The 26,236-nt window shown below is 70.6% G+C and carries 33 protein-coding genes; 6 read left to right on the top strand and 27 right to left on the bottom strand.

The genetic code is table 11. The features are described from left to right. Positions 1–6: 6 nt before the first annotated feature. The 7 genes from AQI95_RS39325 to AQI95_RS39355 form a co-directional block, all read right to left on the bottom strand. Complete coding sequence (locus AQI95_RS39325) at positions 7–810, bottom strand: SPDY domain-containing protein (protein ID WP_067135532.1); 804 nt, start codon at positions 808–810, stop codon at positions 7–9. After that, positions 807–1,190, bottom strand: coding sequence for a hypothetical protein (locus tag AQI95_RS39330; RefSeq protein ID WP_067135534.1), 384 nt, complete (start codon positions 1,188–1,190; stop codon positions 807–809). The genes AQI95_RS39325 and AQI95_RS39330 overlap by 4 nt, the downstream gene beginning before the upstream one ends. Before the next feature lie 260 nt (positions 1,191–1,450). Beyond that, entirely contained in the window at positions 1,451–1,858 is a 408-nt protein-coding gene (locus AQI95_RS39335) for a hypothetical protein (protein WP_067135536.1), read from the bottom strand. A 129-nt stretch (positions 1,859–1,987) separates the two neighbouring features. After that, complete coding sequence (locus AQI95_RS39340) at positions 1,988–2,746, bottom strand: hypothetical protein (RefSeq protein WP_067135537.1); 759 nt, start codon at positions 2,744–2,746, stop codon at positions 1,988–1,990. A 27-nt stretch (positions 2,747–2,773) separates the two neighbouring features. Further along, positions 2,774–3,460 (bottom strand): hypothetical protein, encoded by a 687-nt coding sequence (locus tag AQI95_RS39345; RefSeq protein ID WP_067135539.1) that lies wholly within the window; start codon positions 3,458–3,460, stop codon positions 2,774–2,776. Positions 3,461–3,480: 20 nt separating this feature from the next. Next, a complete protein-coding gene (locus AQI95_RS39350; RefSeq protein WP_067135541.1) occupies positions 3,481–3,978 on the bottom strand; it encodes a hypothetical protein in 498 nt (165 codons plus the stop codon). Then, positions 3,975–4,415: a hypothetical protein gene (locus AQI95_RS39355; protein ID WP_067135543.1), complete on the bottom strand. Its 441-nt coding sequence runs from the start codon at positions 4,413–4,415 to the stop codon at positions 3,975–3,977. Before AQI95_RS39355 ends, AQI95_RS39350 begins: the two co-directional genes overlap by 4 nt. A gap of 601 nt (positions 4,416–5,016) precedes the next feature. Between AQI95_RS39355 and AQI95_RS47630 the strand changes: the two genes are divergently transcribed. Next, positions 5,017–5,181, top strand: coding sequence for a hypothetical protein (locus tag AQI95_RS47630; RefSeq protein WP_159056668.1), 165 nt, complete (start codon positions 5,017–5,019; stop codon positions 5,179–5,181). 560 nt (positions 5,182–5,741) lie between these two features. Here AQI95_RS47630 and AQI95_RS39360 read toward each other — a convergent pair. The 20 genes from AQI95_RS39360 to AQI95_RS39455 all read right to left on the bottom strand — a co-directional run bounded on the left by AQI95_RS39360 (position 5,742) and on the right by AQI95_RS39455 (position 22,151). Further along, a complete protein-coding gene (locus tag AQI95_RS39360) occupies positions 5,742–6,239 on the bottom strand; it encodes a hypothetical protein (protein ID WP_067135544.1) in 498 nt (165 codons plus the stop codon). A 69-nt stretch (positions 6,240–6,308) separates the two neighbouring features. After that, positions 6,309–7,412: a hypothetical protein gene (locus AQI95_RS39365; RefSeq protein ID WP_067135546.1), complete on the bottom strand. Its 1,104-nt coding sequence runs from the start codon at positions 7,410–7,412 to the stop codon at positions 6,309–6,311. Between the two features lie 88 nt (positions 7,413–7,500). Continuing rightward, the gene (locus tag AQI95_RS39370; RefSeq protein WP_067135549.1) at positions 7,501–7,845 is read right to left on the bottom strand and encodes a hypothetical protein; all 345 of its coding nucleotides are present in this window, start codon (positions 7,843–7,845) and stop codon (positions 7,501–7,503) included. Beyond that, on the bottom strand, positions 7,842–8,291 hold the full coding sequence (locus AQI95_RS39375) for a hypothetical protein (RefSeq protein WP_067135551.1): 450 nt from the start codon (positions 8,289–8,291) through the stop codon (positions 7,842–7,844). Before AQI95_RS39375 ends, AQI95_RS39370 begins: the two co-directional genes overlap by 4 nt. 32 nt (positions 8,292–8,323) lie before the next feature. After that, positions 8,324–9,433 carry a hypothetical protein gene (locus tag AQI95_RS39380; RefSeq protein ID WP_067135553.1) on the bottom strand — a complete coding sequence of 370 codons (1,110 nt, stop codon included), beginning with the start codon at positions 9,431–9,433 and terminating at the stop codon, positions 8,324–8,326. Beyond that, positions 9,426–10,163: a glycosyltransferase family 2 protein gene (locus AQI95_RS39385; RefSeq protein WP_079071846.1), complete on the bottom strand. Its 738-nt coding sequence runs from the start codon at positions 10,161–10,163 to the stop codon at positions 9,426–9,428. Before AQI95_RS39385 ends, AQI95_RS39380 begins: the two co-directional genes overlap by 8 nt. Before the next feature lie 44 nt (positions 10,164–10,207). Further along, positions 10,208–10,648 (bottom strand): hypothetical protein, encoded by a 441-nt coding sequence (locus tag AQI95_RS39390; RefSeq protein ID WP_425264961.1) that lies wholly within the window; start codon positions 10,646–10,648, stop codon positions 10,208–10,210. A gap of 165 nt (positions 10,649–10,813) precedes the next feature. Continuing rightward, a complete protein-coding gene (locus AQI95_RS39395; protein ID WP_244189010.1) occupies positions 10,814–11,320 on the bottom strand; it encodes a hypothetical protein in 507 nt (168 codons plus the stop codon). A gap of 42 nt (positions 11,321–11,362) precedes the next feature. Continuing rightward, a complete protein-coding gene (locus AQI95_RS39400) occupies positions 11,363–12,541 on the bottom strand; it encodes a DUF8094 domain-containing protein (protein ID WP_244189011.1) in 1,179 nt (392 codons plus the stop codon). Then, positions 12,471–12,968: a hypothetical protein gene (locus tag AQI95_RS39405; RefSeq protein WP_067135561.1), complete on the bottom strand. Its 498-nt coding sequence runs from the start codon at positions 12,966–12,968 to the stop codon at positions 12,471–12,473. The genes AQI95_RS39400 and AQI95_RS39405 overlap by 71 nt, the downstream gene beginning before the upstream one ends. 50 nt (positions 12,969–13,018) lie before the next feature. Continuing rightward, the gene (locus AQI95_RS39410; protein WP_244189012.1) at positions 13,019–13,582 is read right to left on the bottom strand and encodes a hypothetical protein; all 564 of its coding nucleotides are present in this window, start codon (positions 13,580–13,582) and stop codon (positions 13,019–13,021) included. 254 nt (positions 13,583–13,836) lie between these two features. Then, the gene (locus AQI95_RS48155) at positions 13,837–14,271 is read right to left on the bottom strand and encodes a hypothetical protein (RefSeq protein ID WP_167361988.1); all 435 of its coding nucleotides are present in this window, start codon (positions 14,269–14,271) and stop codon (positions 13,837–13,839) included. Positions 14,272–14,364: 93 nt separating this feature from the next. Continuing rightward, positions 14,365–15,873, bottom strand: a complete 1,509-nt coding sequence (locus tag AQI95_RS39420; protein ID WP_067135565.1) for a VirB4 family type IV secretion system protein — start codon at positions 15,871–15,873, stop codon at positions 14,365–14,367. Between the two features lie 28 nt (positions 15,874–15,901). Next, positions 15,902–16,360: a DUF6238 family protein gene (locus AQI95_RS39425; protein WP_067135567.1), complete on the bottom strand. Its 459-nt coding sequence runs from the start codon at positions 16,358–16,360 to the stop codon at positions 15,902–15,904. Then, complete coding sequence (locus AQI95_RS39430) at positions 16,357–16,848, bottom strand: hypothetical protein (RefSeq protein WP_067135569.1); 492 nt, start codon at positions 16,846–16,848, stop codon at positions 16,357–16,359. The genes AQI95_RS39425 and AQI95_RS39430 overlap by 4 nt, the downstream gene beginning before the upstream one ends. A 138-nt stretch (positions 16,849–16,986) precedes the next feature. Then, the gene (locus tag AQI95_RS39435; RefSeq protein ID WP_067135571.1) at positions 16,987–18,459 is read right to left on the bottom strand and encodes an SCO6880 family protein; all 1,473 of its coding nucleotides are present in this window, start codon (positions 18,457–18,459) and stop codon (positions 16,987–16,989) included. A gap of 84 nt (positions 18,460–18,543) precedes the next feature. Continuing rightward, a complete protein-coding gene (locus AQI95_RS39440) occupies positions 18,544–19,947 on the bottom strand; it encodes an SCO6881 family protein (RefSeq protein WP_067135572.1) in 1,404 nt (467 codons plus the stop codon). Positions 19,948–19,962: 15 nt separating this feature from the next. After that, positions 19,963–20,628: a hypothetical protein gene (locus AQI95_RS39445; RefSeq protein ID WP_067135574.1), complete on the bottom strand. Its 666-nt coding sequence runs from the start codon at positions 20,626–20,628 to the stop codon at positions 19,963–19,965. Further along, a complete protein-coding gene (locus AQI95_RS39450; RefSeq protein ID WP_067135576.1) occupies positions 20,628–20,945 on the bottom strand; it encodes a DUF6112 family protein in 318 nt (105 codons plus the stop codon). Before AQI95_RS39450 ends, AQI95_RS39445 begins: the two co-directional genes overlap by 1 nt. A gap of 87 nt (positions 20,946–21,032) precedes the next feature. Beyond that, a complete protein-coding gene (locus AQI95_RS39455) occupies positions 21,033–22,151 on the bottom strand; it encodes a C40 family peptidase (protein ID WP_067135577.1) in 1,119 nt (372 codons plus the stop codon). Positions 22,152–22,664: 513 nt separating this feature from the next. Here AQI95_RS39455 and AQI95_RS39460 point away from each other — a divergent pair. The 5 genes from AQI95_RS39460 to AQI95_RS39480 all read left to right on the top strand — a co-directional run bounded on the left by AQI95_RS39460 (position 22,665) and on the right by AQI95_RS39480 (position 26,144). Beyond that, positions 22,665–23,420: a DNA-methyltransferase gene (locus AQI95_RS39460; RefSeq protein ID WP_067135579.1), complete on the top strand. Its 756-nt coding sequence runs from the start codon at positions 22,665–22,667 to the stop codon at positions 23,418–23,420. Between the two features lie 205 nt (positions 23,421–23,625). Beyond that, on the top strand, positions 23,626–24,177 hold the full coding sequence (locus AQI95_RS39465) for a DUF4913 domain-containing protein (RefSeq protein ID WP_067135685.1): 552 nt from the start codon (positions 23,626–23,628) through the stop codon (positions 24,175–24,177). Then, the gene (locus AQI95_RS39470; protein ID WP_067135581.1) at positions 24,174–24,656 is read left to right on the top strand and encodes a hypothetical protein; all 483 of its coding nucleotides are present in this window, start codon (positions 24,174–24,176) and stop codon (positions 24,654–24,656) included. The genes AQI95_RS39465 and AQI95_RS39470 overlap by 4 nt, the downstream gene beginning before the upstream one ends. Next, positions 24,653–25,129: a hypothetical protein gene (locus AQI95_RS39475; protein ID WP_341849501.1), complete on the top strand. Its 477-nt coding sequence runs from the start codon at positions 24,653–24,655 to the stop codon at positions 25,127–25,129. Before AQI95_RS39470 ends, AQI95_RS39475 begins: the two co-directional genes overlap by 4 nt. A 214-nt stretch (positions 25,130–25,343) precedes the next feature. Continuing rightward, positions 25,344–26,144 (top strand): hypothetical protein, encoded by an 801-nt coding sequence (locus AQI95_RS39480; RefSeq protein WP_067135583.1) that lies wholly within the window; start codon positions 25,344–25,346, stop codon positions 26,142–26,144. Positions 26,145–26,236 lie beyond the last annotated feature (92 nt).

The raw sequence follows: 26,236 nt of genomic DNA on the forward strand, positions 1-26,236 counted from the left end.
TGCGGGTCAGCGGTGGGCGCGGAAGGCGCCGGCACCGGCGTGGGGTCGGGGCGTGGTGCGGGGACGTGGGTTGCGGACGGAGTTGCAGGCCCAGGTGGCGGCGCGAGCGGCGGCGATGCGGGCCTGCTGCCAGGCGCCGAGCTGAGAGGGCAGGACGGACACGGAGGTGGTCCGGATCTTCGTGCTGTGCGGAACGCGTCCGCGGGGCCGCATCACCGGCTCGGGAGAGGCCAGCGCGGCGGAGAAGGCTTGGACGAGGTGCATCGGGGTGCTGGGAGCGAACTGGGCGGTCCAGCCGTTGCCGCGCTCGTCCCTGGCGCCCGACCACCACAGGGCGTTGCCGTCACCGTCCTGGCGGAAGTGCATCCACGCCGTACCGTCCGGGCTGGTCGCCGTGTAGTGCGGGCCCTCGAACTGCGTGTGCCAGTGCTGCTCTTGCAGGGGCGCCCACACGTTGGGGGCGTGCGCGGAGCGAGAGCGGGTGAGAGCGTCGGTCAGTCCCGCGACGATCTCCACCGGCGCCTGCCGGCCGATCACCGCCCACCACTCGGCCTGATTGCCTTGTGCCGCACTGCGGATGGTCCAGCCGCCGGGCTGGGTGTAGGGATCGTAGGAGAGACGGACCGCACGGTCGGGGCTCTCCATGAGCAGAGGGCCGCCCTTCTTGGACTTGTCCTGCCAGCCGGAGGCGCGAAGGAACTCCGAGACGTGACGGATGTCCCCACCGCCGGCCAGCGCCCGCGGTTCGACGAGGTAGTGCTGCTCGGCCTGCTCGCCCGCTCCCCAGCCCTGCCACTGGCCTTTCCTCACCGGCGCCGCCGGGCGACCAGCGGGGCGGGGGCAGGTGGCTTGCTCGCTGCCAGGCCCGCCTGTGTGCCGAACTGGACGAAGGTGTCCTTGTGGTCGTCCAGGTCCAGGCCGATGCTGTGCAGCTCGTTCGCGGCCCGCCCCAGGGACAGCCACACCTCTGCCGGCAGCGCACCGCGTTCGGCCTGGTGCTGGGCAAGGCGAGAGCCGGCTTCTACGAGCTGGGTGAAAGCGCCGAGGATGCCGTCATCCGGGTTGAGGATGCGCGCGATGACCTGGACGGCTTCGTCGGCAGGCAGCTGGTGCAGATCGTTGGAAAGGTAAGCGAGCCGCTGGGTGATCTCGGCGGTCAGTCGGGCGGTGTTCTGTGTCGGGTGCGGCATGCTCCTCCAGGCGGTAGATCGGGATTACGGGCGGGTGGTCCGGCGGGCTTCACTGAGGGCGGCCTCGGGGCGCGCACCGGCCAGAAGACAGGTGCGGTCGGGACCTGCTGGGATGCAGGCGCGCAGGTAGCGGCGGAACACTGCGGTCGCCAAGCGGGGGCTGAGGCGCCGGCTCATCGGCGGTGGTGTGCGGGGAGTTACGGCTTCTCCGAGTGGTTGCGGTTTGGGGTGGGGGCGGGCCCCGGCTGGGGCCCGCCGTGTTACGGAGTACGTCGGGTGGGCGCGGCACGCCGGGAGGTGGCGGGAGGGCCCGGGGGGTGGGTGGTCTGGCGGGAGGTGCCGGATCGGATGTCGTGCACGGCCTGCTGGTACGCGGCCTCGTCGAACACCCCGGGTGTGCAGTTGGCCTGGTATCCGGCCAGCAGGAGGGAGGGGATCGCGCGGGTCGCCATGCGCAGTTGCTCGGCGCTGTCGAGGTGTGCGGGGACCTCGTGCCAGATGTAGACGGGCTCCGGGGTGGGGAACTGGTGTCGTTCGAAGCCCAGCTGGTCGAGCTGGTCGAGCAGCTTCGCGGGCGCGCCGGTCGGAGTCTCGGCGTAGATGGTGGGATTCAGCCATCTGCGGTAGATCTCGACGTCGGTGCCGTACTCGTCGGCACGGTTGCCCATGACTCTCCTGTTTCAGCGGTTGCGGCGCGGGACGCTGTGCTGGGCTTTGCGTCCTCAGGGCCGGACGCGGTTGGGTGGGCCTGCGACGACGTCGTTACGGACGCGCACCGAAGCGGGGCTCGACCTCCCTCATCGTGTCCGGGCCGCCGACGCCCGGGACGCCGTCGGGGCTGGCGGGGCTGCCGGCGCCGTGGCAGTGGGGGCGATCCGGCCGGAGGGGTGCTGGAGTGCGGTGCCGATGCCGTGGGCGCGCAGCTGCCGGCCGCTCTCGCGGACGGCACGCACCTGCTTGTAGGTGTCGTCGCCGGAGAGCCGGTACACGCCGGTCTGTTCCTCCTTGACGAAGCCGTTGGCGGCCAGCACGTTCGCGGCTGTGTCCCCGACTGGGGCGGCGGCGAGGCTGCCGTCCGGCTGCCAGGTCAGCACAACCCGGTCCGGCTGCGAGGGCACGATGTCGCCCAGGGCGTTGTAGCGGACGCGGGCCAGGGCGGTGTCGTAGCGGGCGAGCAGGTCACCGGCGACCTGCTCTGCGACGAGGAAAGGGTCGTCGGTCACCGCGATGCCATTGGGCTCGGGCACGCCGCGGTACGCCTCGTCGGGCAGGCCGCGCGGTGCGACGGCGGCAATGAGGAAGCCGTCGCGCTCGTCGTGCCGGTCGAGAATGACGAGCTGGGCGCCGTCCGGACGGGAAAGGACGGCCGCCTGGCGCAACGGGTGCGCGGCGAGGGATTCGGCGACGAGGTCCAGGTCCCAGACGCGGTCGGCCAGCTCGGCAAGAGCGTCCTGGTCTGTGGCGGAGTGGTGGGTGCTGCCCCAGGTACCGGGGAGTTCACCGGCGAGAACGTCTGCGAAGGAGGCGAGGCGCTCGGGGTCTTCGTGGTGGTGCATGGAGTCCTTGGCAGGGAGGGGGTGGTGTCAGCGGCGCGGTCCGGCGGCCACGGGCGGGGGGACCGGGATGGCGCGCGGTGGAGGTGGGCAGGCACACACGGCGGACCGTTCGCGTTCGTCAGTGGGGACCTCTTGGGTGCACGCGACGCGGCTGGGGTGCGGGGCGTGGCGGTCGGCGAGGTCATTGCGCGTGTGCACCAGGTCGGTGCAGACGACGGCGAGGCGCTCCTCGGCGAGGTAGCGCAGCCGTCGCGCGGTGTACGGGGCCGTCGATGCGCCAAGGCCGTCGTGGAACTCAGCTGCGGCAGTGAGGACTTGGCCGACGGCATCGAGGATGCCGTCGCAGGGGGCAGTCAGCTCGGTCAGGATCTCAGCGACCTCCTCTGTGGTGGTCGCCTGTCGGATCCGGTCGGCGAGCTGGGCCACCGAGGCACCCAGCGGCTCGTACTGGGCGGGCCGACGGTCGGTGTCGAAGACCGGGTCGCAGTCGACGTGGTAGCCGACCGCCCGCAGCCGGGCCACGGCTTCGGTGGCCAGGCGGTTCTCCTCTTCCTGCGCCAGGCCGGCGGGAGCGCGGTGGTAGGTCTCGTGGAGGCGGTGGACGGGCACGAAGCCCGCCCGTTGAAGCACGCTGTGGGATCCCGGATCGCCACCGCGGGCAAGCACTTCCTCGGAGTGCGGGTCGCGGCGGATGGTCAGGGCGCGGTCGGCCAGAGGTAAGGGGAAGGTTTCTCCTAAGGTGAGTGCCGGGCATAGGCTCGTGCGGCCGGTACCACTTGCGCTGCGGTCGACCGCTTGGAGCGGGTGGTCAGACGGGCAGCGGTGTCATCGAGGTCCTGCTGGATGCCGTAGATGCGACGGGCGATCAGCTCCAGCTCGTGCGCGGTGTCGGGACCGGTGCATGGCTGGAGAGATGCGCGGTACGCCGTGTGCTCGATGAGGCCGCGCACGGTGGCCAGCGGACCGGACCGCTCGTCGGTGAGTTGGGCGAGGACGGTGGCGAGCTGAGCGGACGCGGTCGGCACGACCCTGGCCACCTGCCGGTCGTCGGATGCGGACGTGACGGTGGTGACGCGCAGGTCCTGCTCGATGCGGCGGGCCTGAGATGCCAGCCGTCGCAGCAGGTCGGCTGCCAGGCGTGCTGGCCAGAACGACGAGGTGCCCCTGGTGGCCTGGGTCCGTGCGCGCGCCAGTGTGGAGGCGCGGCCGGGGCGGCGGAGAGGCAGTATCACCGGCCGCCCCGGGCGTCAGCGACATGGACGAGCTGGCCGAGCGCCGTGGTGGTGTACCACCCGCAGTCGATGACCGCGTCGGCGTGGTCGGCGTACTTCGGCAGCAAGTGACCCCCCATGGCGCGGAGGTAGATCATGCAGGCCGGGCAGCGGCGCGAGAGGTGCACGAGGTAACGCGGGTGCGCGGTGATGAACGTCTGCGCTCCCCCGTTGGGGTCGCGCAACCGCCAGCCGTCCTCGTCGGTCGGGGTGTGCCAGGAGGGGGCGACGACCTGCATCGCATCCCCCCACAGCTCGGCCCCCGCCACACCCTTGATGACCACGACCTGGTCGCCGGCCTCGAAGTGCCCATGGGTGATGTCCCGACAAGGGGTGAGGGGATCGGGTGTCGGTGCGAAGGCCGGGGTGGACGGCGGGGTCCAGGACGGTGGGAGCATGCGGATCCTTCCACGCTGTGCGTGTGGCGGCGGGAGGATCAATGGTCCGCAGGATCGCCGGTTTGGCTAACCGGCGATCTGCGGCTATGTTCCGCCCGGTTCGACTGAACCGGTTGCCTGTCCCCCGGTTCTGCGGCACCGCGGCGTCTTTGGAGCTGAGCAGGCCGGAGTCGCCTGTGCTGTGATGGTCGCTGTCCGCCCGCGAACCTGTCCGTAGTCCACACGTAGGTGCCGGCTGACGTCTCGGCGAGCTGCTGACCACGGCGCACCCCGGCACAGAAGACCTACACAGTCACTCTCTGTGGCGCACGTCACATCGACCTTGTTGGTATGGCGATCTGTGGCGGGACTCGTTCGTTGGGATCGATGCTTGACGCCTAAGGCGTGCAGAAAAGGGCGCGTGACCTGCGGAGTTCTATCCGGCCCAAAGCTGGCATTGTTTTCGATGTCGGGAGGGCGGTATTCGCTAATTTACCCACCGGAGGGGGCGGTGCGGCAAGTTATACGCGGTATTCCTCGCCGGGTGGTGAGATGGCCCCTGTCGCAGGTGGTACGTTAAGCCTGCCCACCTTTTCCGGGGGAGACTCACATCGGGAAGGGGGTGAAGGACGTGGAGAGTGCTGGTCAAGATGCGCTTGAGGAGCCGGAGCGGCCCTCGTTCTGGCGTCGCCTGCGGGCGCACCGGAATCGATGGCTGGAGGCGGTGGAACTCGTAGCGCGGCTCGGCCTGGTCATCGTGGAAATCGCCCATGTGATCGGGTTGTAGCGGGCTTGGCCAGGACGTATTGCCGGGAGCCCGCCGCGTGCGGCGGGCTCCCGCGTCGTCCACGCCGACCCGGATGGGGTCTGTCGCTGCTTGGACGGCTCGGCAGGCCCCGTCCTCGTTGTGGATGACGCTTAAGACTCTACCACTGAAATTGATTCCGCCGGGGATCCGCGAATTTTCTCTCGGTTGGCTTTTCAGTGATCCTGTTTCGATGTGATTTCATTTGGTGTTGAATCTGATCGCAAATCTTCGCTCCGGGGTTTCGTTGTGCTTCTGTCGATCGAAATATTCGGCGGGATAATTTGGTTCATCACCCGTTTGGGTGGCTGGGCTGGAAAGTCGGCTGTCGGGCCCTGAGGAATTTGTGAGGCGCTGGCGCGTAGGTGTTTCACCGGCAGCGCGTCTACCAGAACCTTCTTCCCGCAGGTTGAACCCCTGCTCAAGCCGGCGCTCCGATGCGCCGGGTGCCGACAGTCCCCAGCGCCTCTCCGTCAAAGTTGATCAGCCATTCGGGTGAGGGTCGCCCAAATCCGCACCGGCCTGGCATCGCGGAGTGGGGGTCAGCGGAACGGGTTCTCCGTGCCGCGATCGTGTTCCGTCGCGGCGTCGAGGAGTTCGAGCAGGTCGGCACCGTCTGCGTCGCGCTGGTCGATCCACCAGCCAGCCCGGGTGATGGTGCGGGCCTTCTCCTCCAACTCCGCCCAGTCAGCCTCGTCCCAGGTGCCTTCGACGACGAGCGCGGTGTGCGCAGCGCACATCAGTTGACGGCGAGAGCGCTCGCCCCAGTCCAGGGCCTTCTCGGGGCCTTCCAGCAGCGGCATGTCGAATCTCTTGGCCCACTCGGCGGCGGCCCGCAGTTCCTCGGCCCGCTTGGCGGCGAGCCATTCCTGCTTGGAGGCGGTGTCGTTGCTGCGGGTGGCCTTCCAGCAGTCGGTGCAGTCCCGTCCGCCGAGCCAGCGGGCGAACCCGGCCCGCCGGTCGGCGGCGCGGTCGGACAGGTCATGGATGACTTCGTGGCCGCAGGCGTGCTCGACGGTCCACTTCGTGCGGACAGCCATAGATCGATCTCCTTGAGCGGGTCGTGTGTGAGTGAAGGTGCAAGGGGCCCGCCGAATCCGCGGGCGGCCCTACGCTCGGCGGGTGACGGCCGTGCTGCGGGGCGGCGATGCGGGAGGTGTGGTAGTCAGGGCGGGACGGGGCCTTATCCGCGGTGGTACCGGGGTGCGGTATGGCGGCAGCACGCCGACCGTGGCGGCGAGATCCTCGGCCGCGTCGTGCACCTCGCGGGTGAGGAAGGCGAGTTGCCGGCCGAGGGCGTCGAGCCGGGCGCCGAGCTGCTGCCCGCGGACGGTGTCCAGGGCGTAGGAGAAGCTGGCCGCGGTATCGAGAAGGCGCTCCAACCGGACCAAGGGACCGGATTCATAGCCTTGCTGCGTGGCGGTGAGCAGGGCCTCGGAGACCTCGCCGGCGGTGCGGGCCTCGATGACCTCCTGGAGCAGCTCCTGCACTGGCCGCTCGGGCATGGGCTCGGGCCGGTCAAAGCGGGACGCGGCGTCCGGCCGCAAGACTCCGGGAGGGACTGCGCGAGGCAGGGCCTGGCTGGCGGCCGATTCGTGGTCGTAGTGCCCGATCACCTCCCAGCCCGCCGTATCAAGGTCGCCCGCCAGGGCGATGACGGTGGAGGTGTCGTCCTGGACCAGATAGGCGAGTGTGATGAGGCGGCCGTCGGCCGCGTACCAGGACTCGATCGGGTCCAGTTCGCCCCGCCGTCGGGCAGCGCGGGCCTTCTCGGTCCACAGGCGTTTGTCCTCGCTGGACAGTTGGGGGCCGTGGTGATGGTGCTGGTCGGCGAGGTCGGCTGCGATGGAGCCGTAATCGGCCCAGAAAGCCAGGTGCGGCCACACGGTCGTGAGCTGCTCGCGTTCGCCGGCCGATCCGGGTGCGGCGGGATGGTCCAGCACGCGGGTGATCTCGGTGTGGGAGGCGGCGAGGGCATCGAGCAGGTCACGCCAGGCCGCAGTGTGGGGGGCCGAGGGCAGTTGGTCGAGGTTGCGGCGGGCCGCGTGAAGCAGCTGGTGGCCCTGCTCGGCGACGTGCGTGGCGTAGGTGGCGAGGGCAGCTCGGGTGCGGCGGCTCCGGGCAGCCGCGGAAGCGCCGTGGTGGACAGTACGACCATAGCGGTCCCGGGTGGCGTCCAGTGCGGTCTCGCTCTCACGGTCGATGACCGCCATCCGCAGCCGGAAACCGCGTGCCCGCTCGGCGAGCTTCGCCGCGCTGGGCGTGGTGGTGTCAGAGATCGGGTTCTCCTGGCGGAAGGTTTCAGTGGCGGGGTGGCCGGCTGGGCGGCGCTTGGGCGGTCATGGCCGGCGGCCGTGCTGGCGTGGCCGGAGCCTCCTGGCCGGGTGGGTGAGGGCGCAGGTCGGGGTCGAGGTGCACGGGGTAGCGGGCGGCGGTGAGCATGTCCGCCGCGCAGGCCGCGTGCTCGTTCTCCCAGCCCTGGCCCAGGTCGAACGGCAGCCGTATCCAGTGCCCGCGCAGGGCCGGCAAGAAGAGGAACCCGGCTCGGATCAAGATGTCCCGGGCGAACGCGTCGATCGTTCCGGTGACTTCGACCTCGCCACCTCGCCCGCGGGTGATGCGGATCGTGTCACCGCCGACTGTCATCGGGAGCGTCCAGTCGGCAGGTGAACGGTCGGGGCGTAGGTGGGCTTCGGCGGGATCGGTCGCGCAGCCGGTGCGGTGGTGGTCGGCGCCACACGGCGTTGGGGGGAGCGCATGGCCGCGGCCTGTGCGATGCGGGCGCGACGATCCGAGACAGCGTGGCGCCGGACCGGACGCGGCGCATCGGCCGGTGCGTCCGGGTCCAGGCCCATGTCGGCGGACACCGAGTAGCCCTGGGCCCGCAGGTCGCGGACGGCTTGGCGGGTGCGGCGCGGACCGTCACGCTCGGGCTCGGTGAGGCGGAAGAGCCCGGGACGGTCAGGGATGGGCTCGAACTGCTCCCGGCTGAGGAACCAGTGGGCCAGGTGCGCGGGCATCGTGGCGGTGAAGGAGGCGACGAAGCCGTGCTGGGGATGAGTGCCGAAGGCGAAGTGAGTACCAGGGTCCAAGAAGGTCGGGTCTCCTTAAGAATCGGGTGCCGTCAGCGGTGGCGTGCCTGGCCTGGCGGGTGCCGGCGGGGCGGTTGAGGAAGGACGGCAGTGGGGCGTGGGCGAGGGGAGGCAGCGCGGGCCTGGCGCAGAAACCGGCGGCGGTGGGCGAGCCAGGTCTCGATGGCCGGCCCGGTCTGCGCGTAGTGCTCGGCGCGAGCCAACGGAACGCCGCTGCTCAGGTCCTCGCGTACCTGCTGCGCGGTGAGGAGCGCGGCGGCGAGCTGGTCGAGCACCTCGGCGTCCTGCGGCCACAGGCTGGTCGCGGGACGGCACTGGTCGAGCAGCGCCGGGGCGTGGTCCAGGACGGTGAGGAACTCCCGCCACGCGTTGTCCAGAAAGCCGCCGGCCGCCGTGGTGAACACCGGCGGTTCGGCCCCCAACGCCCCGCCGGGCTCGGTGGCGATCCGCAGTTGCTTCCAGAAGTCCCACTCCGACTGGATGAGATCGAGGGCCTCGGCCACCTGCGCGATCCGGCGCTCGTGGACGGCGCGGTCGTAGGCGGGCAGGTACCGCAGGGTGATCACCTGCGCGGCGCGGCCAGGGAACGGCGACAAGGTGACGCTGCGAGGAGCGTACGGATCGTCGAACCCCTCACCGAACGGCTCGGGCGCGAACGCGCCGACGAGGTAGCCCGGTTGATGGTCGGGGCGTTCGACGAGGAGCAAGGTGGTGCCCGAGACCGGGTCGGTGAGGGTGGCGGCGTAGGGGATGCGGTGGGTCCGCACGACTCGGGCGAGTTCGCCGCTGTCCCACAAGTAGGGCACGAGGTCTTCCTGCCACACCGGGTGGGAGTAGATCTCGACCTGCGTGTCCCACTGGCCGGGCAGGCAACGGGCGATGTCCTGGGCGGCATCACTGATGAAGCGCCGGCTGCTGGCCGTCACCTGTATCCCGCGCGCCTCGGCACGCTGGGCCAGGTGGGCCAGGGTGCTTCTGGCCGCCGCCTCGTCCGCGTGGGTCACGCGGTACACCCCGGCCTCGCCCCGGCGGAACCCGGCATCGTTCAGCGCGCCTTCTGCGGACTTGTACTGCTCGCCGGTCACGATGGCGACGACGCCGGAATTCCGGCTGTAGGCGAGCGTGATCTGTGCGTCAGCCACTCAGGACCTCACGGTGCAGGAGTGAGCGCAGGCTGCGGCCGTACTGCCAGGCGTGCTCGCGGGCAGCGTTCTCCAGCTGGTCGTATCCCGGCTGGGCGGTCATCTGGCCGGGGTGCTTGCGGTAGCGGTAGACGGGCAGCGGCAGCAGGATCCCGGACGCGAGGCTGGTGATGCCGACGGCCGTCATGTAGTCCTCGCCCTGGACGAGGCCGCCCATCGGGGCCGCGCGCACCAGCTCGGTGCGGGCCAGGATGGTGGTCGGTCCGATGGGGATGGTGTCGGCCGGTGAGCGCCAGTACGTCCATACATCCCCCGCCTCGTGCCGGCCGGGCGGCGCCGGGCACCGCCACAGCGTGGTGGTGCCGTCGGGGTGGAGGTCCTCGCTCCACCCGGCGCACCAGCCCACCCCCGCCTGCTCCAGCGCGCCGAGCCGGGCGGCCATCGCATGGTCCGGAAACAGGTCGTCGTCGTCCGCCCAGTTCACGTACGGGGTGCGGACGAGGTTGAGGGCGAGGTTGCGGGCGGAGGCCGCGCCGACGGGCCGCGGCACAGACAGGGTGCGCATTCGCGGATCGCTGGCCAGCGCTGTCGGCAGTCGTTCGGGGCCGACGCCGTCGAGGGCGATGACGGCCTCCCAGGGCACGGTCTGCCGACAGAGACTGCGGTGCATGGCGGTCAGGAAGCCGAGGCGGTCCTCGCGCAGGCGAGTGGCGATGACGACCGTGATCAGGGGGGTGGGCAGGGCGAGGTCTCCAGTGTGCGGGGGCTGGTGGGTTAGCGGCGGGCGGCCGTGCGGGGCTGTGGCGAGGCTGCGGCCCGAGCGGTCTGCGGGGGCCGGGCCGTCGGCGTGGAGGTGGCGAGCGGGGAGGGCGTGGGCGCGGGCCAGTGCGCCGGATGGTCGCTGAAGCGGGTGCGGGGGTCGGTGTCCCAGCCGATGACCGGACCGGCGTCGGCGTAGGGCACGCTGATCACTTCGATGCCCTCGGAGCGGAGGACATAGCCCCACTGCACGTCCTGGTCCGCGGCGGTCTGTTCCGTGACCGTCATACGAACCGGCGGGGAGCCGTCTGGGGTGATCAGGTGGTCGAGGGTGCGGCTGGGCCACTGCTCGCCGCCGGTAAGCGCCGTGACGACCTGCGGTGGCGCGCCGGCGAGGAGGTCGGTGCCCAGCTCGTCCCAGCCGACGGCCACGCCATCGACGAGGTGCTGGACCATGACCTCGACGTCACCTTCGAAGCGGTATCGGAAGGCGGCGAGGAGCAGAGGCAGCTTCGCGCTCGGCTGGCCGTCGAGCTGGACGTAGATGCCGTCATAGCCGCTGGTGGTGGGGCGGGCGATGAAGGAACGGGTCGACAGAAGGAGAGCCTCCGGAGATGGGGGTCAGCGGCCCGGGGCCGTGCCGGTGGGCGGTGCGCCAGGCGGTGCGGGCGGGAGGCAGCGCGCAGTGCGGCCCGGGGCCGGGCTGGGCGGGGGCGGTGTCGGGTCGTACTCGGCGCGCAGGATCGCCAGGTCCGCTTGGTGGCCGAGGGCCAGGGCCGACAGACTGTCGCTGGCCGCCTTCATCAGCATCTTGGGCGGTGAGCCCAGCTCCGCTCCGCGGTTCTGGCCCCGCCACCGGGCGGCGGCCACAAGGTATTCACTTACCGCTTCGAGCACGGGTGCGGCGGCGTCCAGCAGGCGCTGGGTAACCGCACTGGCCTGCGCGGGGATCTCGGCGGCGGCGAGGGCATCGAGATAGGGGCCGAGGTCGGGCGCTGGCAGCGGCTGCTCGGGCAGCGGGTGCTCGGCCACGAACGGCTCGGCGTCCCGCCTGGCCCACCGCAGCAGGTCGCGGTCGGTGGCGATGCCGTAGCGGGCGGCGGCGATCTGGTCGCCGTCGCGGCCCACGTTGTCGTACAGCTCGAAGTCGGGATCTCGCAGGGTCAGCTCCTAGAGGGAGAAGTCGGGCCCGGTGGGCTTGGCGTCCGTGCGGCGGCAGCCGTAGCCCAGCAGGCTGGAGGGCTTCGGCATGGCCGGGACGGCGGCGACGTCCGAGCAGGTGAAGGTGTAGGTGAAGGCAGGGGCTGGGGCGTTCAGCCACGCGCGGTCGATCTTGTCCGGCACGATCTGAAGTCCCGGGGCGGTGACGGCGTCGTGCTGGGTGTGCGTGTGGGAAAAGATCACGAGCGCGCCGCTAGCTGTCTTCAGCGCGTACGCATCGGGGAACTGCGTATCGGCAGATTCGAAGCGGGTGGTGCCGCGTGTGCCAAACTTGCGGGTCGTCTGGTCGTGGACCTTGATCTGCCGCCGGGATGCCTCGGTCGTGGTGAAGACTTTCTTCCCGGTCTTCTCGCCTCCGGTGGCGAAGTTGTCCGCGATGGCTGTGCGCAGCACGCCAACCGGTGCGGCGAGCGTGGTGGAGGAGGCGTGGACCGCGGTGGCGTAGCCGTCCTTGTCGAGGGTGATGCCCGGCAGCTGCTCGGGATCGTCGATGTCGACGGCCGCGACCATCTCCCAGCGCTTGGCCTTCGTGTTCTCCGCCAGGACCAGCATGCGGGCGTACTGCTTCTTGCTGCCGGAGCGCGTGACGGCGGCGAACCAGCACTGCTGGCCCGGCTTAACACCGAACCAGCACTGCTGGCCCGGCTTAACACGCGGGATGTAGACATCTGTTGCATCGAGGTCGTACGACCACGGCCGGTACGGCTCACGGTCCGACCTCGGCAGGGTCGCCTCCTCCTTGAAGTCCGCGGACGACATCGCGTACAGCGGTCCGTCCTCGATGGTGTCGAGGAGCTTGGTGTCGCCAGCGGCATTGGCCTTGTTGTTGCTCTTTGAGTAGCGGGCGATCTGGGCCAGCGCCTCGTGCTTCGCCAGCGCCGGCTCGGCGGCCGGCGTGGGCTGCGTGGTGCGGTGCCGGGTGGCCGTGGTGCTGTCGTGGGTGTTGCTGCAGGGGGAGCAGGCGGACGCGGTCAGCGCGACAGCCGCAGCGGTGAGCAGGAGTGCGGTGCGGCGGACAGAAGTGTGCAGGGGAATGGGGACACTCCGGGGTCGGGATTCAGAGGGTGCGGGTCGGGGCGGCCGTCGGCGGTGCTGTGGCTGGCCGTATCGATCGGACGTCGGCGGCAATGCGCAGGTGCTTGGCAGCACGGGCGAGGTGCGCGCGGCTCTCGGCGAGGTGGTCTACGAGGTGCTGGTGCGCGGTGGCGACGGCCCGGTTGCTGGCGCGGCTGGAACCTTGGTGGCTGAGATCGGCGAGGATGCCGAGGCAGTGGATGGCACCGCCTAGAGCGGCGAGTGCGGCTCCGGCGGGTTCAGCGGCATGGGCGAGGGCGAGTGCGGTGCGGCGCTGGGACGGCGTGACCCGGTGCGGATAGCGGGCAGTGGCCCGGTGGCGGAAGGCGCTTTCGCCGGCCAGGTAGCCCAGCAGTCGGGCCAGGTGCCGTACTTCATCGTCCAGGATCTCGCTGAGTCCGGGGCCCGGATGGACCTGGTCAGGAAGCGGGAGATGGTCGGCCACGGTGTTGATCCGGTCGGCTACGTCGTGCAGCAGCATCTGCTGGTCGGGATCGGAAAGCGACGGTGTTTGCACTGGGAGGCCCGGTTCTACCGCCGGGCGGCCGGCTGCCTCGCACCGGTCGGTGCGCCCAGCTTCGGTGCTGCTGTGCGGGGCGGACGGGATGGCGTGGGGGCGGCGTGCCGGAAGTTGACGCCGATGCCTTGGGCTGTGAGCTGGCGGACCGCGCTCTGCAGCAGCAGGGCTTGCGCCTCGGTGGTGTAGGAGGCGGGCAGGACGAACGCCGCCTCGTGCGGGCTGTACTGGAAGTAGCAGCCGTACAGCACGGTGCGGGCTTCGGTGGGCACGCTGACGGACGGGGCGCCCACCACGCCGTCGGGGTACCAGATCAGTGTGAGCGCCTCGGTGACCTCTGGCGCGGCGGCCCGGTGCGGTGGGTCCGGCTGGTGGAGGGTGTTGCGCCGGACCGCGTTCAGGGCTTCGGCGTAGCGGGGCAAGGCACGGCGGGCGACCTGGGCGGCGGCACGGACCGGATCGTCGGGGACGGCGATGCCGTTGGGCTCCTCCACCCCGCGGAAGTGGTGCGGTAGCACACCCTCGGGCTGGAGGGGCGCTACCAGGTACTGGCGGGGGTAGCGGGGGCGCGGTATCACGCAGAGCTGTTCGCCGGCTGGCCCGTCGAGGAAGGCGGTCGGCGGGTCCCAGTCGAGCAGGGCCGAGTGGGTCGGCCCGCAGTCCCAGACCCGGTCTGCGACATGCGGCTGGTCGTGGGGCGGCGGGAACCCGGTGTACCGGCGGTGCCACTGCCCAGGGAGGCGCGCCGCGAGTTCGGTGGCGAAGGTGCTGAGAGTCTGTGAGGACAGGTGGCTACTCCTGGGGACGGAAGGGGGGCGCCAGGGCGGGAACGTCAGCGGCGGGACCCGGCCGTGTGCCCTGGGGCGGTGGGGCCCGGCGAGGTGGTGGCCGAGGGCGACGTCGTGCGTGTCGGTTCTGCGCTCGTTGTCGGTGGCGCGTAGTGGGCGCGCAGGTTCTCCAGGTCGGCTTGGGCCACCTTGGCCAGGGCGGTTCGGATGCTCAGGGCGGCTTCGCGCAGCAGGCGCACGGACTGGGGCGTGTGCCGGTGCTCGGTCCCGGCCCACAGGGCTACGGCGATGAAGTGGCTGGCGATGTGGTCGAGTGCGGGTGCGGTGGCGGCGACCAGCTGGTGGGTGATGGCGCTGACCTCCGCTGGTGTCTTGGCCGCGGGGAGTGCCTGGAGGTACGGCGTCAGGTCCGGCAGGGGGGCGGGCTGGTCCGGCAGCGGGTGGTTGGCCAGGAAGGTCTCGGCTTCGCGGCGGGCCATGCGATATAGGTCGCCGGGTGGAGCGGGGCCGTCGGACTGTGTGGAGGGGTGTGGCGACAAGGAGTCTCCGGTGCGGTGGGCGAGGTCGTCCAGTCAGTGCATGCGGGCATCGGTGTCGAACAACGCCAACTCATCACTGTGGAGAAGGTGTTGGACGATGAAGGATCTGCTGGCCACCTTCCACAGGCCACGGCCGCGGTTGAGGTGGGCGATGGCGTCGACTTCGACGGAGGTCAGGCCGAGCAGGGAGGCGGCGGCGTGGAGCTGGTCGGTTTCCTGCCGGTAGATGATGCGGGTGGAGCAGTCGGCGAGGAGGCCCTCGGCGAGCGCCCGGCCCTGTGATCCGGCGTCGCCGGCGGTGAGCAGGTCGGACAGCCGGTGGATGACCATGAGGTTGGCGATGCCGAGTCCGCGGGAGAGTTTCCATTGGGCCTGCATGCGCTGTAGTAGGCCGACGTGGCGCATCAGGCGCCATGCCTCGTCGTAGACGATCCAGCGCCGGCCGCCGTGCGGGTCGGTGAGGGCGGACTCCATCCAGGCGGAGGCGCAGGTCATGGCGAGGACGAGGGCGGTGTCGTCGCCGGATCCGCCGAGCCGGGACAGGTCGATGGTCAGCATCGGCGCACGCGGGTCGAAGCGGACAGTGGAGGGCGCGTCGAACATGCCTGCGAGGTCGCCGTGGACCAGGCGGCGCATGGCGTGGGCGAGGTCACGGGCGGCCTCGCCGAGGTGTCCGAACATCGTCCCGGTGGCCTTGTCGAGCTGGGCCGGGTTGTTGAGGGCGGCGGCGACGTCGCCGAGCAGCGGCGTGCGGCCAGTGCCGGTGGCGCGGCTGACTGCGGCGTCGAGGGCGACGTCGAGCGCGGTGTGCTCCATCGGCAGCAGGTCCCGCCCCAGGACGGTCCGGGCCAGGGAACCGAGCAGGAGCAGGCGCCTTTTGCGGATCTCGCCCTCCCAGTCGGCCTCGGTGATGCTCTCCGGGCGCGGCGCCGCGTCCAGGGGATTGAGGCGGCCGGGCAGCCCGGGACCGAGGGCGACGGAGGTGCCGCCCAGCGCCTGGGCGACCGGCGTCCACTCGCCCTTCGGGTCACAGGGCACGTAGACCCGGTATCCGAAGGCCACGGACCGCAGGGCGAACGACTTCGCGAGAGCGGACTTGCCCTGGCCGATCACGCCGGCCAGCAGGATGTTGGGGTTGGTGAAGCCCTCGATGCGGCCGTAGAGCGCGAAGGGGTCGAAGACGAAGGATGCTTCGGCGTGGACGTCGCGTCCGATGTAGATGCCCTCGGCGCCGAGCCCGCCTTCGGCGAGGAAGGGGTAGGCGCCCGCCGCGATGGCGGTGGTCATGCGGTGGGCGGGCAGCTTCAGCCGGTTCCCTCGGGCGGACGCCCGTCCGGGGCGCCCGCCGGGCGGATAGACCGGTGCAGGCGTCTCGTGCTCGTCCGGTGCCGGGCGTGTGGCCGGGTGGGCGGCTGTCTCGGCGCGTGCCTTGGCGGCGGCTTCGGCGAGCTGGCGGCGGGCGGCGCGCCGGGCGGCGCGGTCGGTGCCGTGCGGGGTGAACAGCGGGCTGGCGGAGGCGCGGCGGGCGGGCCGGTGGTTCATCGGGGGCCCTCGATTCGGCGGATGGTGCTCATTGCATGCACGAGGTGGTGTGCGGTGCGCGGTGCAGGTCGGTGGGGGTGGTCTTACGACGGACGATGTGCCCGGCGGTGAGATGGCGCTGGCAGATGGTGAGGAAGGGCGGCCCTTCGGGGAGCTGCCCGGGGTGGTCGCACTCGGCGGAGTCCGCGGATGAGGTCGGCAGAAGGTGGAAGGCCGCGTGGATGTCGGTGGTGGCCTGCCACAGCCGGGTGCGCGCCTCAGCAAGGTGTCGTCCAGCTGCGGGATGCGGGGGCCGTGCCGCCTCGGCCAGCTGGTCGAGGAGCCGGTGCAGTTCTGTGAGGTGGGCGTGGAGGGTGTCGAGGTGCGTCCGATCCGGGAGATGCGCAGGCGCGGGGTGGCTGAGGGCGCGGATGTGATGGCGGACGCCCGCGGTGGCAGCACGCAGATAGGGGTGCGAGTCGGGCTCGCTGGGACGGATCTGGGTCAATGGGAGGTCCTTGCCGCCGGGGAGGCGGGAGCGGAGACCAGGGGCGAGCTGGTCACTGGAACGGAGAGGCGGGCGCGCGAGGTTCGGGTGACGCCGGTCAAAGGCAACGCAGCGGCTTCTTGCTCGTCGCGCAGGTCCACGTATTCGCCGCGCGTCGGGAGGCCGGGATGGCTCTGCTCCGGTAGATAGATGATGTCCGCGCCCCGACCGTCAGGGGCCCCGGCGTCAGCCAGGTACCACTCATGCCAGCTGGGAAGGCCGGCCAGGATGCGGGCGGCGTCATCGAGGTTCATGGCGTTGACGACGAAACTTCTGGGGGCTTCCCCGGCGTACCGCTCCTGGCCGGCAAACGTCAGCGTGAAGGGGCTTGGCGCTGGCGGGCCGAGGAGGTGGGCGAGGCGGTTTCGTACGGTGTCGAGGTGGTCACTGGCCTCGATCGCCGTGGTGATACGGGCGTCGTCGTATTCGCGCAGCTTCTCCTCGATCACCTCCCCTTCGGCGTCACGGTACTGGTCGAGGACGGCGCGGTGGCGGGCGGCCAGCTCCTCGGAGGAGGTCAGCAGGGCCTGCAGTTCGCGGAGGAGACCGTCGCGGTCGTTGATCGGTGTCAGTGCGGTTCCGGTGGCTTAGAGGGTGGTGCGGGCAAGGGGGAGTGCCGCGACGGCGAAGGCGTCGGGCTGCTGGTACCAGAGCCTGCGCAAGTCGACGCCTGCGGTGACGGCGGCGGTCTCGATCTGTGCGCAGGCGGCGTCGAGGGCGGCGTCGGTGTCGGCGGTGACGGTGATCAGGCCGGTCAGGGCGACGTCGGCGTGCCCGGCGATCAGCTGGCGCTCGCGGGTTTTGACGTCGGCGTACTCGATGGAGTCCTCTTCGCTGTCGACTTGCCCGCGTCGAGCGCGTTCGGAGGCGTCGGCGATGATCGCGGCCTTCTTGCGCTGGACGTCGCGCAGCGCGGACTCGAGCCTCTGTGGGACATAGGTGAGGGAGAGGGTGCGGCGCACGCCGGCGGTGAACATCAGGCCGTGCAGGAAGCCTGCGCCCATCTCGGTGCGCGGCCAGTTCTCCACCCAGTAAGTGGTGTGACGGGCGGAGTCGGTGGCGACGCGGTCGTACTCCTCGACCTGGACGACGGGCCCGGCGGCGGCCGGGTCGGCTTCCGCGCGGCCGGTCGGTGACCACTGCTGGAGCGCGGCGAGCGCCTTGGGGTCGTAGGCGGTGCGCACGACGGCGGCGATCTCCCGCGCGGACAGCCACCCGGTGATCATCAGCCCGGCGTTCCGGGCGGCCTGGGCGATCGAGGCGGTGGTCTGTTCCATGACGGTGAACGCACCGGGCAGTCCGCCGCCGGCCTGGGAGATGAGGCGCTTGGCGGCCTTGAGGTCGAGAGAGATCGCCAGGTACGTCTCGTGCGGGGCGGCGGCCGGTCCGGCCGAGGCAACCAGGTCTGCGTACACCTGCCCGGCGACCGGTGCTTCGGGCCGGCCGTGCTGGGCCCAGTGCCGGGCCAGGGTGTCACCGGAGTCGGGGACGGTGCGTTCCAGGACCTGCACGGTGGCGACGTGCCCGGTGCGGGCAGTGCCCGCGAGCGCACGCCCCCACCCATTGACGTTGTGGTTCTGCGTGGCCGGGTCGAGCAGGGCGAAGGCACGGCTGCTGACGCGGGCGACAGCGGTGAGGGTCTGCTGGTGCGGATCGTGGACGGCGGCAGCGCCGTTGGCGGAGTCGCCGGGAGTGACGACCTTCAGGGAGGCCGCCGTGCCGGGCAGGTGGAGGATGCCGTCCTGGCGGGGCCGGGTGACGGGCCGGGCCAACCACAGGGTCTGTCCACTATGACGGCGCCAGGCGAAGCGGGCGACGATCGGGGCCCAGTCGATCAGTGAGCGGCCCTGCCGACGAACGGCGACCAGGACGGCCACCGCCGCCCACAACGGGGACAGGGTGATGGCGCCGAGCAGCCCGGTGGTCAGGACCGTGACCAGGAGCAGGGCCAGCGCGGCGGAGACGAGGACGAGCTGGTGAAGGGTGAGGCCGAGCAGGATGCCCCGGCGGCTGCGGTGCGGGAACTTGACGGTGGCCGGGGATACGGCGAGGTCGGACAAGGAGGATGCTCCTGGAGCGAGGGCCCGGGGACGGGAAGGACCGTGAACCTTCCCGCCCCCAGGAATCGGGCATCGGGCAGGAGATCAGAGACCGGTCGCGGGCGGCGGCGGTGAGGCCGGGCCGTTCGCCGCGGAGTTCGTACCGGCGGTCTGGCCCGCGGCGGGCGGGGCGCCCTGTGGCGGCGGGGTCGTGGTCGGGGCAGCGGACTGCCATCCGCCGCTCTGGCCAGCGGCTGCGGCACCTTGGCCGAATCCGCTCGGACTGGGGGTGCCTGCGCTGGTCGGGCTGCCGCCCATCTGGCCACTGGTGTCGTCAGCGACGTGGGTCGGCGGCGGCTGGACGGCCTGCTCCACCCCGGACTTGGCGGAACTGCCACCCGAAGAGCCACCGGAGCCGCCGCCTTGGGCAGAGTCCTGTCCGTTGCCGACCGAGCGGGAGGCGATGTCGCCAGGGAACCCGTCCTGGCCGGGCACCGTGTCCGGCCCCTGCGGAGCTGCTGCGGCTCCGGCCGCGGCACCGCCGGTTCCGGCAGTGGCCGCCATCGCCGCGGCCTTCCGGCCCGCGCGCTCGGCGTGCTGCCTGGCCAACTGCGCGCCGGCTCCGCCGGCACGATGCAACGTTTCTCCGTCGGAGCCCTCGGCCGCCCAGTGCACGAACTTGAACGTGGCGTACGGGCACAGCAGCACCAGGATCATCACGACGATGCCTGCGAGGACGTCGGCCAGGGCGGCCAGGCCGTCCTTGGCGTCGGTCTTGCCCATTGCCGCGACGCCGAGGACGAAGACGATCGTCATCAGCAGCTTGCTGGCCACGAGGGTGGCAGTGGCCTCGATCCAGCCCTTGCGCCAGCGGCGCGCGACTTCCCAGCCGCCCCCGGCTCCGGCGAACACGGCGAGGGTGACCATGACCAGGATGCCGACCTTGCGGACCATCATCACGCACCAGTACAGGAAGGCGCCGATGGCTGCCCCGATGCCGGCGAAGACGGCAACGAGCCAGCCGAGCCCGGCAAGTCCTGGCAAGGAAGCGACCTTGACCATGCGGCGGACCGCTGAGGCGATGTCCGTGTGCGCGGCTTGGAAGAGGCCGGCGGACAAGGCATCGGTCACTTCGATCGCGACGGTGGTCAGGGCGATGGCGGCGAACGCGAAGATCACACCGGATGCGGTGCCGGTGAACGCCTGGATCAGGGCCTGGCCGTCGCGGCGGATCGCGGCACGGACCAACTGCGCGCAGAAGGTGGCCACGAGCATGACCAGGCCGATGGGCAGAATCGTCTCGTAGTTGTCGCGGAACCACCCCGCGTTCAGATCGACCCGCGTGGTGGCATCGACGGCCTTGGACGCCAGATCGGCTGCGGACGCGGCGAGTTCACCGGCGCTCTTGGCCATCCAGTCACCGATGTACTTGCCCGGGTCGGAGGCGAAGTCGATGGCCTCGCCGACCGCGCAGACCTTGTCCGCGACGGGGAGATCACAAAACCCCATGAGGACTCCTTTCGGTCAGGGCGCGACGCGCGGGGCGATGGCGACCAGCGAGCAGTCGGCCGAGGGGCGGCACTGGACGGCGAGGGTGGTCGAGCGGTCCTCCGCACCGCCGCCCTTGGCCCAGGTGATCGTCTGCTTGCCGGTGACGGTGACCGCGTAGATGTACGCCTTGGTGATCGCGGCCGGGTCCTCGGACAGAGCCTGTTTGAAGGCGGCAGGGTAGTGGCCTTCGGTGATGGTCGCGGTGGCGTGCTGCTTCTGGTCCGCCATCCGCGACCACAGCACCGGGTCCGGTATCTGCGCCGCGACCGAGGTGAAGTCGCCGTACTCGCTCTCCTTCGTCATCCACGCCTCCATGCCGGCCAGCTGCTGGGCCTGGCTGGTGGTGCGGGTGTCGTAGGACCAGAGCATCTTCGCGGCGGCCTTGGCGAACTCCACCGGGTCGGAGATCCTCGGCGGCCCGGCCACCGGGCCACTCTCGGAGGACGGCTGTCGCGTCGGAGAGGTGGAGCTGTGCGCCGGCGCCGGGACGGGCTGGGCAGCGTGGGAGCGGCTGCTGCGTCCGGCGAAGATGGCCGCTGCGGCAGCCAGGGCGAGCAGGCAGGTCAGGCCGACCGCAATCACGATGACGCGGCGATTCAGCGACCAGCCGAGGCCGTATCCGGGGAGGCGTTTGAGCATCAGTGGACCTGCGACCCCAGACCGGAGAAGAAGGCCACGATGCCGTTGGCGGCGCCAAGCCCGAGGGCTGCACCGGCGGCGACGGTGGCGCCCTTCTTGCCGTTGGCCTCGGCCTGGTGACCACCGGTGTGGTGGCCCCACGCCCAGACCGCGAGGCTGACGGCCAGGGCGCCGACGACCGCGATGATCGCGAACATATTGATGCTGTTGACGACGTTCTTCAGGACGGTCAGGCCCGGCAGGCCGCCGCCTTTGGGGGAGATGCCGGGATCGTAGGCGAGCTGGATGACACGGTCAGCGAGGGGTGACACGGGTATGGAGAGCTCCTTGCGTGCGCAGGCCCGAAGGCCCTGGCGAGAGTTCAGAAAGAGGGGGTGTGCCGAGCGGCGTAAGAGGGGCCGGCGTCAGATGACGCGGCGGGCGGCGAGCACGACCCAGTCCTTGATCGGCGTGATCCGCACCGGCTTGCCAGTCCGGGGAGCCTCAATGACCAAGCCCTCGCCGATGTACATGCCGACATGCTCGGGCCGGGCCGCGGTGCCACGGCTGAAGAGCAGGTCACCGGGCTTGAGGGCCTTCGGCGAGACGGTATTGCCCTCGCCGACCTGGGTATAGGTGGTGCGGGTGAGGGTGATGCCGGCATGTGCGAACGCCTGCTGCATCAGGGAACTGCAGTCGCAGCGGGCCATGGCATCGGGGCCGTGGGGGTTGGTACAGGATCCGCCCCACTGGTACATCGTGCCGAGCTGCTGCATCGCCCAGACGATCGCCTTGCGAGCCCGCGGATCGGTGCCCTTGGGGATCTTGTATCCCTTCGGGACGGCGCCCTCGGGGATGGGCCCGTAGGACGAGCCGTCGGCGGTGTCGCAGCCGGTCGCGGGGGCGGGCTTGTCGTCGGTCTTGCCGGACTCCTTCTCCCCGGAGTCGGGGAAGGTCGCTGCGATCGTCTTCTGCAGAGTGGTCGCCAGCGCTTCCCACTGCGCGTACGCGTTGGGGTAGGCGGACTTCTGCACCGCCTGGGCGGCCTGGGTGACGGTCATCTGCTGCCAGCCGTGGACCTTCAGCAGTGCCTTGTAGAACTGCTCGGAGGCGTAGACGGGATCGTGGATCTGTGCGGCGGTGCCCCAGCCCTGGCTGGGCCGCTGCTGGAACAGGCCGAGAGAGTCACGGTCGCCGCCGCCGAGATTGCGCAGCCGGCTCTCCTGCATCGCGGTGGCCAGCGCCACGATCTGCCCGCGTTGGGGAACGCCGAGGCTGATGCCGGTGGCGACGATGGTCTGCGCGTTCGGGATCTGCTCGCCGGGCAGGTCCAGGTCCTTGATGTGCACCTTGGAGGCGTCCGCACCGTCGAGGATCTTGGTGACCTGATCGGCGATCTTGCTGGTGTCCACGTCGGAGAGGCAGTCGAGCGAAGAGGTGGTGCTCTGGGCGGCTTCGCTGGAGGTGGCCATCATCATGGCGCCACCGCCAAGGAGAAGAGGGGAGAGGAAGACGACGCCGATGCCGGCGGCGAGCCCCTTCAACCTGCGGTGCCCAGGCGCAGATCATAGGTTTCGGGCAGGGGCGGGTAACGAGACGTCATGCAGGCATCCTTCGAGGTGCAGTGTCCGGCATGCCGCGGGAGCGCAGGAAGTGATGGAAAGGGAGCGCAGCGGGCCGGGGGCGGGCGAATCAGGAAGGGCTGCACAGGCGAGTAGCCGCTCGCCGTGCGCGGCCGACAGGTGAGTTAGGTGTACGGGGGCAGGGGAAACCTCCACGAGGCAGAGGGGGGAGTGGGCCATCGGCGGTGTGCGCCGGGCGGTCCAAAAACAGTAGGCCCAGATCGGCCGTTGACCAAAAAGTCGGCGCGAGGTGCCGGAATCCGACCCCTCAGTAGCGCACTTCTTGGTCGTCGGCCGAATCGCGTCTACAGTTTTTGAACTCCCCCTCGCCGTCCCCAGACCATGGCCATTGTTCATGCCCGATTCCCAGCCAATGGGGCTTGCCGACGCGACGGGCATTCCACCACGCACTCCCACCCGAAACGGGGTTCCTCTTTGCCTTTTTCCCTGCATCAGGGCGACGCCCTGAGCGTCCTGTCCAAGCTCCCGGACGACTGCGTCGACGCGGTCATCACCGACCCGCCCTACAACTCCGGCGGGCGCACGGCGAAGGAGCGCACCAGCCGCTCCGCCAAGCAGAAGTACACCTCCGCCGACGCCAAGCACACCCTGGCCGACTTCACCGGCGAGAACATGGACCAGCGCTCTTACGGATTCTGGCTGACGCAGATCATGACCGAGGCCCACCGCCTCACCAAGACCGGCGGCGCGGCCCTGCTGTTCACCGACTGGCGCCAGCTGCCCATCACGACGGACGCGATCCAGGCGGCCGGCTGGCTGTGGCGCGGCGTCCTGGCCTGGCACAAGCCCCAGGCCCGGCCCCAGAAGGGACGCTTCACCCAGAACTGCGAGTTCATAGTGTGGGCCTCGAAGGGCGCCATCGACGGCGCCCGGAACCCGGTCTACCTGCCGGGCATGTACTCCGCTTCACAGCCGTCGGGCTCCCAGCGTCAGCACATCACGCAAAAGCCCGTCGAGGTCATGCGCGAGCTGGTCAAGATTTGCCCGCCAGGCGGCACGGTCCTCGATTTCTGCGCCGGCTCCGGATCCACCGGCGTGGCCGCCCTCCTCGAAGGCCGGGACTTCATCGGCGTGGAGAAGACCGCGCACTACGCGTCCATCGCCGCAGACCGGCTGACGGAAACGATCCGCCAGACACTCGGCCAGGACGACATGGTCCTCACCGCCTGACTCCACCACCCCGCCACATACGAACCCTCGACCGCCGTATTCGGCCGGTGCACTACCGGGCTTTGCCTGTCCTCATCTCTGCGGCACTCAGGAGGTCATTTCTCGCATGTCCGAATCCATCGAACCCAGCGCTGACGGAGAATTGGAGCCGGTGCGCATCCCGGACACGCAGCTGGAGGGGATCGAAGCCAGTGTCCGTCGGCTGATGGAACAGACCGCAGAGCAGGCCCGGCAGCTGGATCATCTCGCTGCCGCTCCGCCCCCTGGGGGTTCGCCGTTCGCGGCGTTCGGCATGCCCGGGTTCGGTGGACCCCCGGCACCGGCTGCGCCAGAGCCCCGGCCCATCCTCGAACTGGAGGGCGAGGCGTACGAGGACGAACTCGACGCCCTATCGGACTGGGTCGACGACTTCCTCCTGCCGATCTACGGGGCGGAGGTCACCACGGCGGCGCCCTGGTGCCTGCAATGGCAGGAGCACAGCGACGTCGTCGCCTGGCTGCATGCCCTGTGGCTGGCTTACCAGCAGCACAAGGACCCCGATGCGGGCCTGGCCGGCATGTTCGTGTGGCACCGCGACTTCCTCACCCACGCCATGGCCGCGATCCGCGCACCCGGCGGCCCCCTGTCCGCCTGCATGACCTCCTCGGACCGTCCCGCGCACCGACTCCTTCCCGGACCGCCCCCCTCTGCCCGTGCGGAGAAGGAGTCCGCCGAGGCGGAAGCGTCCGGGACTGGTGAGTACGAGCTGGCGTCATGAGCGAGGGAAAGCAGCCGGCTTTCGGCCTGAGCTTCGATGCCCGTGCCCTGACCGACCTGCTCCAGGCACCCTCCGACATCCGCGATCTCACCCTCGCCTATCTGCAGGAAGTAGTGAACGCCGAGCGCTTCGGGCTCCGCCTGACCGGCGACCTGGAGGGGTACCGCAAGCTGTTCGTGGACGCCCGTAAGGACTGGCGGGTCGTCTACGGCATCCGCCCGGCGCCCGAGTCCTCGGCGCACCCGCGCGAGATCCACGTGGTCGCCGTACGGCCGCGGGCGGGCAACGACGTCTACGACGAGGTCGGCCGCCGCCTGGGAATGTCCCGCCGACCGCTCAGCGCCCGCACCCACGCGGCACGCTCCCGTTCCCCGCAGCTGGCCACCCGCGGTCCCGTAACCAGGCCGGCACCGCTGCCGTCCGCCATGCCGGGCCTGCCCCGCCCCGCGCAAAGCCCCACCCCGCTTCACACCCGTTGACCCCAAGGAGCCGCCCATCCCCCCCCGAGCCGGAGCCCACGGCTGCCCGGCGCGCTGTATCCCCGCCCGACCCTCGCATCGAGACTGTCACCGGTCACGACGTCGACACCCTGTGGGCCCACCGCGACCGCGGCATCCTCGACGAGACGCACGCCGAGCTGGTCGACCGGCATCGGGAACTGGCCCAGGCCGAGACGGGCGTCACGTTCTACCGCACCCTCCTGCACCGACTGTCCTCTAGGGAGTTCCCCGTCGATGCCGCCCTGTTCGAGCGGATCGACCGCACCGTCGACCACCTGGAGGCCGCCGCAGCATCCCGCGACGCCGCCATGCGGCGGGTGCTCGACGCGCTGGAGCCGATCGAAGCCGCCGCGCAATCAGCTCCAAGTGGCGGAGAGGCACAGATCACTGCGGCTGATCAGGCAGCGCTGCTGGCCATCGCGGCGGCGCCAAGCTCTACGAGCATCTCCTGACCGGTCGGCTGTCGGTGACCACCGCCTCGGGCACCCGCGTCCCCTACGCCGAGCTTCAGCGGCTCCAGTCCGCCGGTCTGGTCGCCCTCGATACCAGCCATCCCGTCCATGCCGGCCAGCCGGTCAGCCTGACCGACACCGGCCGTGCCGCGCTGGCCGCCAGCCGCCGTACGAAGCCGAGCAACGCTTCGTTGCCGACAGCGCGGCCGGGAGCATGGCCGCCCGCTCCGGCACAACGACGCTGACCCGAAAGACCGCATTGCCCACCCACGAACCATCCCCATCCGCCGATCGCTGCGGCCAGCGCGCCTCCCCGGACTTCCGGCTAGATGGCCTCGACGCCGACGAGCAGATGAGCGCGGCGTTCTTCCGTCTCGTCGGCGTGAACGAAGACATGCTCGTCTCACTCGCCGAGCACCACAGCGCCGATGACACCCGCAGCTTCTACGTCCTGTACGACGGTTCGGCAACCTGGGATCACCCTGGTGTGCCGCAGTACGTGGCTCTCTACCTGCAACGAGACCAGCAGAGAAGGACGTTCGATTTCGAGCGGGCGACGTTGCCCCTGCCTTCGATGGCCCAGTCCTGGCTGATCCACCGGGGCTGTCCGCCCGAGTTCATCGCGCTCGCTCCCGAACGGGGCACTATGTCGGCCGACGAGGCGACGCGGGCCTTGGAGCAACGGCTCATGAGGGACGGGGACCACTACGCGCTCGGATGGTCCTACACCCAAGACGACCCGGACGACTGCGTCACGCTCGCGGTGTTGCGGTCCCTGGACGACCGCGCCCCGTCCCCATTCCGCGTCGTGGTCGAGGAAGTCGACATCGAGGCGGGAACGCACACGCTGCGCGAGGGCGGCTTCGCTTCGGTCGAAGAAGCCCTGCAATGGTGTGACAACCGCCTTGGTGGCGTGAGTAAGGCTCTGCCACCGGTCCGACCGACGCCATCACTGTCCCGCCCGGCCCCCGCACCGAAATCGGCGACATCCCGGCCCTCGGGCCGTTCACGCTGAAGCCCAGTTTCCGGTCGGCGCGGCGAAACATAGCCGATGATCGCCGGTTGGCCAAACCGGCGATTCTTCGGACTCTTATACGGCCACCGGGA

The sequence above is a fragment of the Streptomyces yokosukanensis genome (assembly GCF_001514035.1).
Classification (GTDB): domain Bacteria; phylum Actinomycetota; class Actinomycetes; order Streptomycetales; family Streptomycetaceae; genus Streptomyces; species Streptomyces yokosukanensis.

Coding starts and splice junctions, on each gene's coding strand:
- AQI95_RS39330 (WP_067135534.1), bottom strand. CDS start 1,190: ATGCCGCACCCGACACAGAACACCGCCCGACTGACCGCCGAGATCACC.
- AQI95_RS39335 (WP_067135536.1), bottom strand. CDS start 1,858: ATGGGCAACCGTGCCGACGAGTACGGCACCGACGTCGAGATCTACCGC.
- AQI95_RS39340 (WP_067135537.1), bottom strand. CDS start 2,746: ATGCACCACCACGAAGACCCCGAGCGCCTCGCCTCCTTCGCAGACGTT.
- AQI95_RS39355 (WP_067135543.1), bottom strand. CDS start 4,415: ATGCTCCCACCGTCCTGGACCCCGCCGTCCACCCCGGCCTTCGCACCG.
- AQI95_RS39360 (WP_067135544.1), bottom strand. CDS start 6,239: ATGGCTGTCCGCACGAAGTGGACCGTCGAGCACGCCTGCGGCCACGAA.
- AQI95_RS39365 (WP_067135546.1), bottom strand. CDS start 7,412: ATGGCGGTCATCGACCGTGAGAGCGAGACCGCACTGGACGCCACCCGG.
- AQI95_RS39370 (WP_067135549.1), bottom strand. CDS start 7,845: ATGACAGTCGGCGGTGACACGATCCGCATCACCCGCGGGCGAGGTGGC.
- AQI95_RS39390 (WP_425264961.1), bottom strand. CDS start 10,648: ATGGTCCAGCACCTCGTCGATGGCGTGGCCGTCGGCTGGGACGAGCTG.
- AQI95_RS39405 (WP_067135561.1), bottom strand. CDS start 12,968: ATGCTGCTGCACGACGTAGCCGACCGGATCAACACCGTGGCCGACCAT.
- AQI95_RS48155 (WP_167361988.1), bottom strand. CDS start 14,271: ATGGCCCGCCGCGAAGCCGAGACCTTCCTGGCCAACCACCCGCTGCCG.
- AQI95_RS39420 (WP_067135565.1), bottom strand. CDS start 15,873: ATGAACCACCGGCCCGCCCGCCGCGCCTCCGCCAGCCCGCTGTTCACC.
- AQI95_RS39440 (WP_067135572.1), bottom strand. CDS start 19,947: ATGGGGTTTTGTGATCTCCCCGTCGCGGACAAGGTCTGCGCGGTCGGC.
- AQI95_RS39445 (WP_067135574.1), bottom strand. CDS start 20,628: ATGCTCAAACGCCTCCCCGGATACGGCCTCGGCTGGTCGCTGAATCGC.
- AQI95_RS39465 (WP_067135685.1), top strand. CDS start 23,626: ATGGAACAGACCGCAGAGCAGGCCCGGCAGCTGGATCATCTCGCTGCC.
- AQI95_RS39470 (WP_067135581.1), top strand. CDS start 24,174: ATGAGCGAGGGAAAGCAGCCGGCTTTCGGCCTGAGCTTCGATGCCCGT.
- AQI95_RS39480 (WP_067135583.1), top strand. CDS start 25,344: ATGGCCGCCCGCTCCGGCACAACGACGCTGACCCGAAAGACCGCATTG.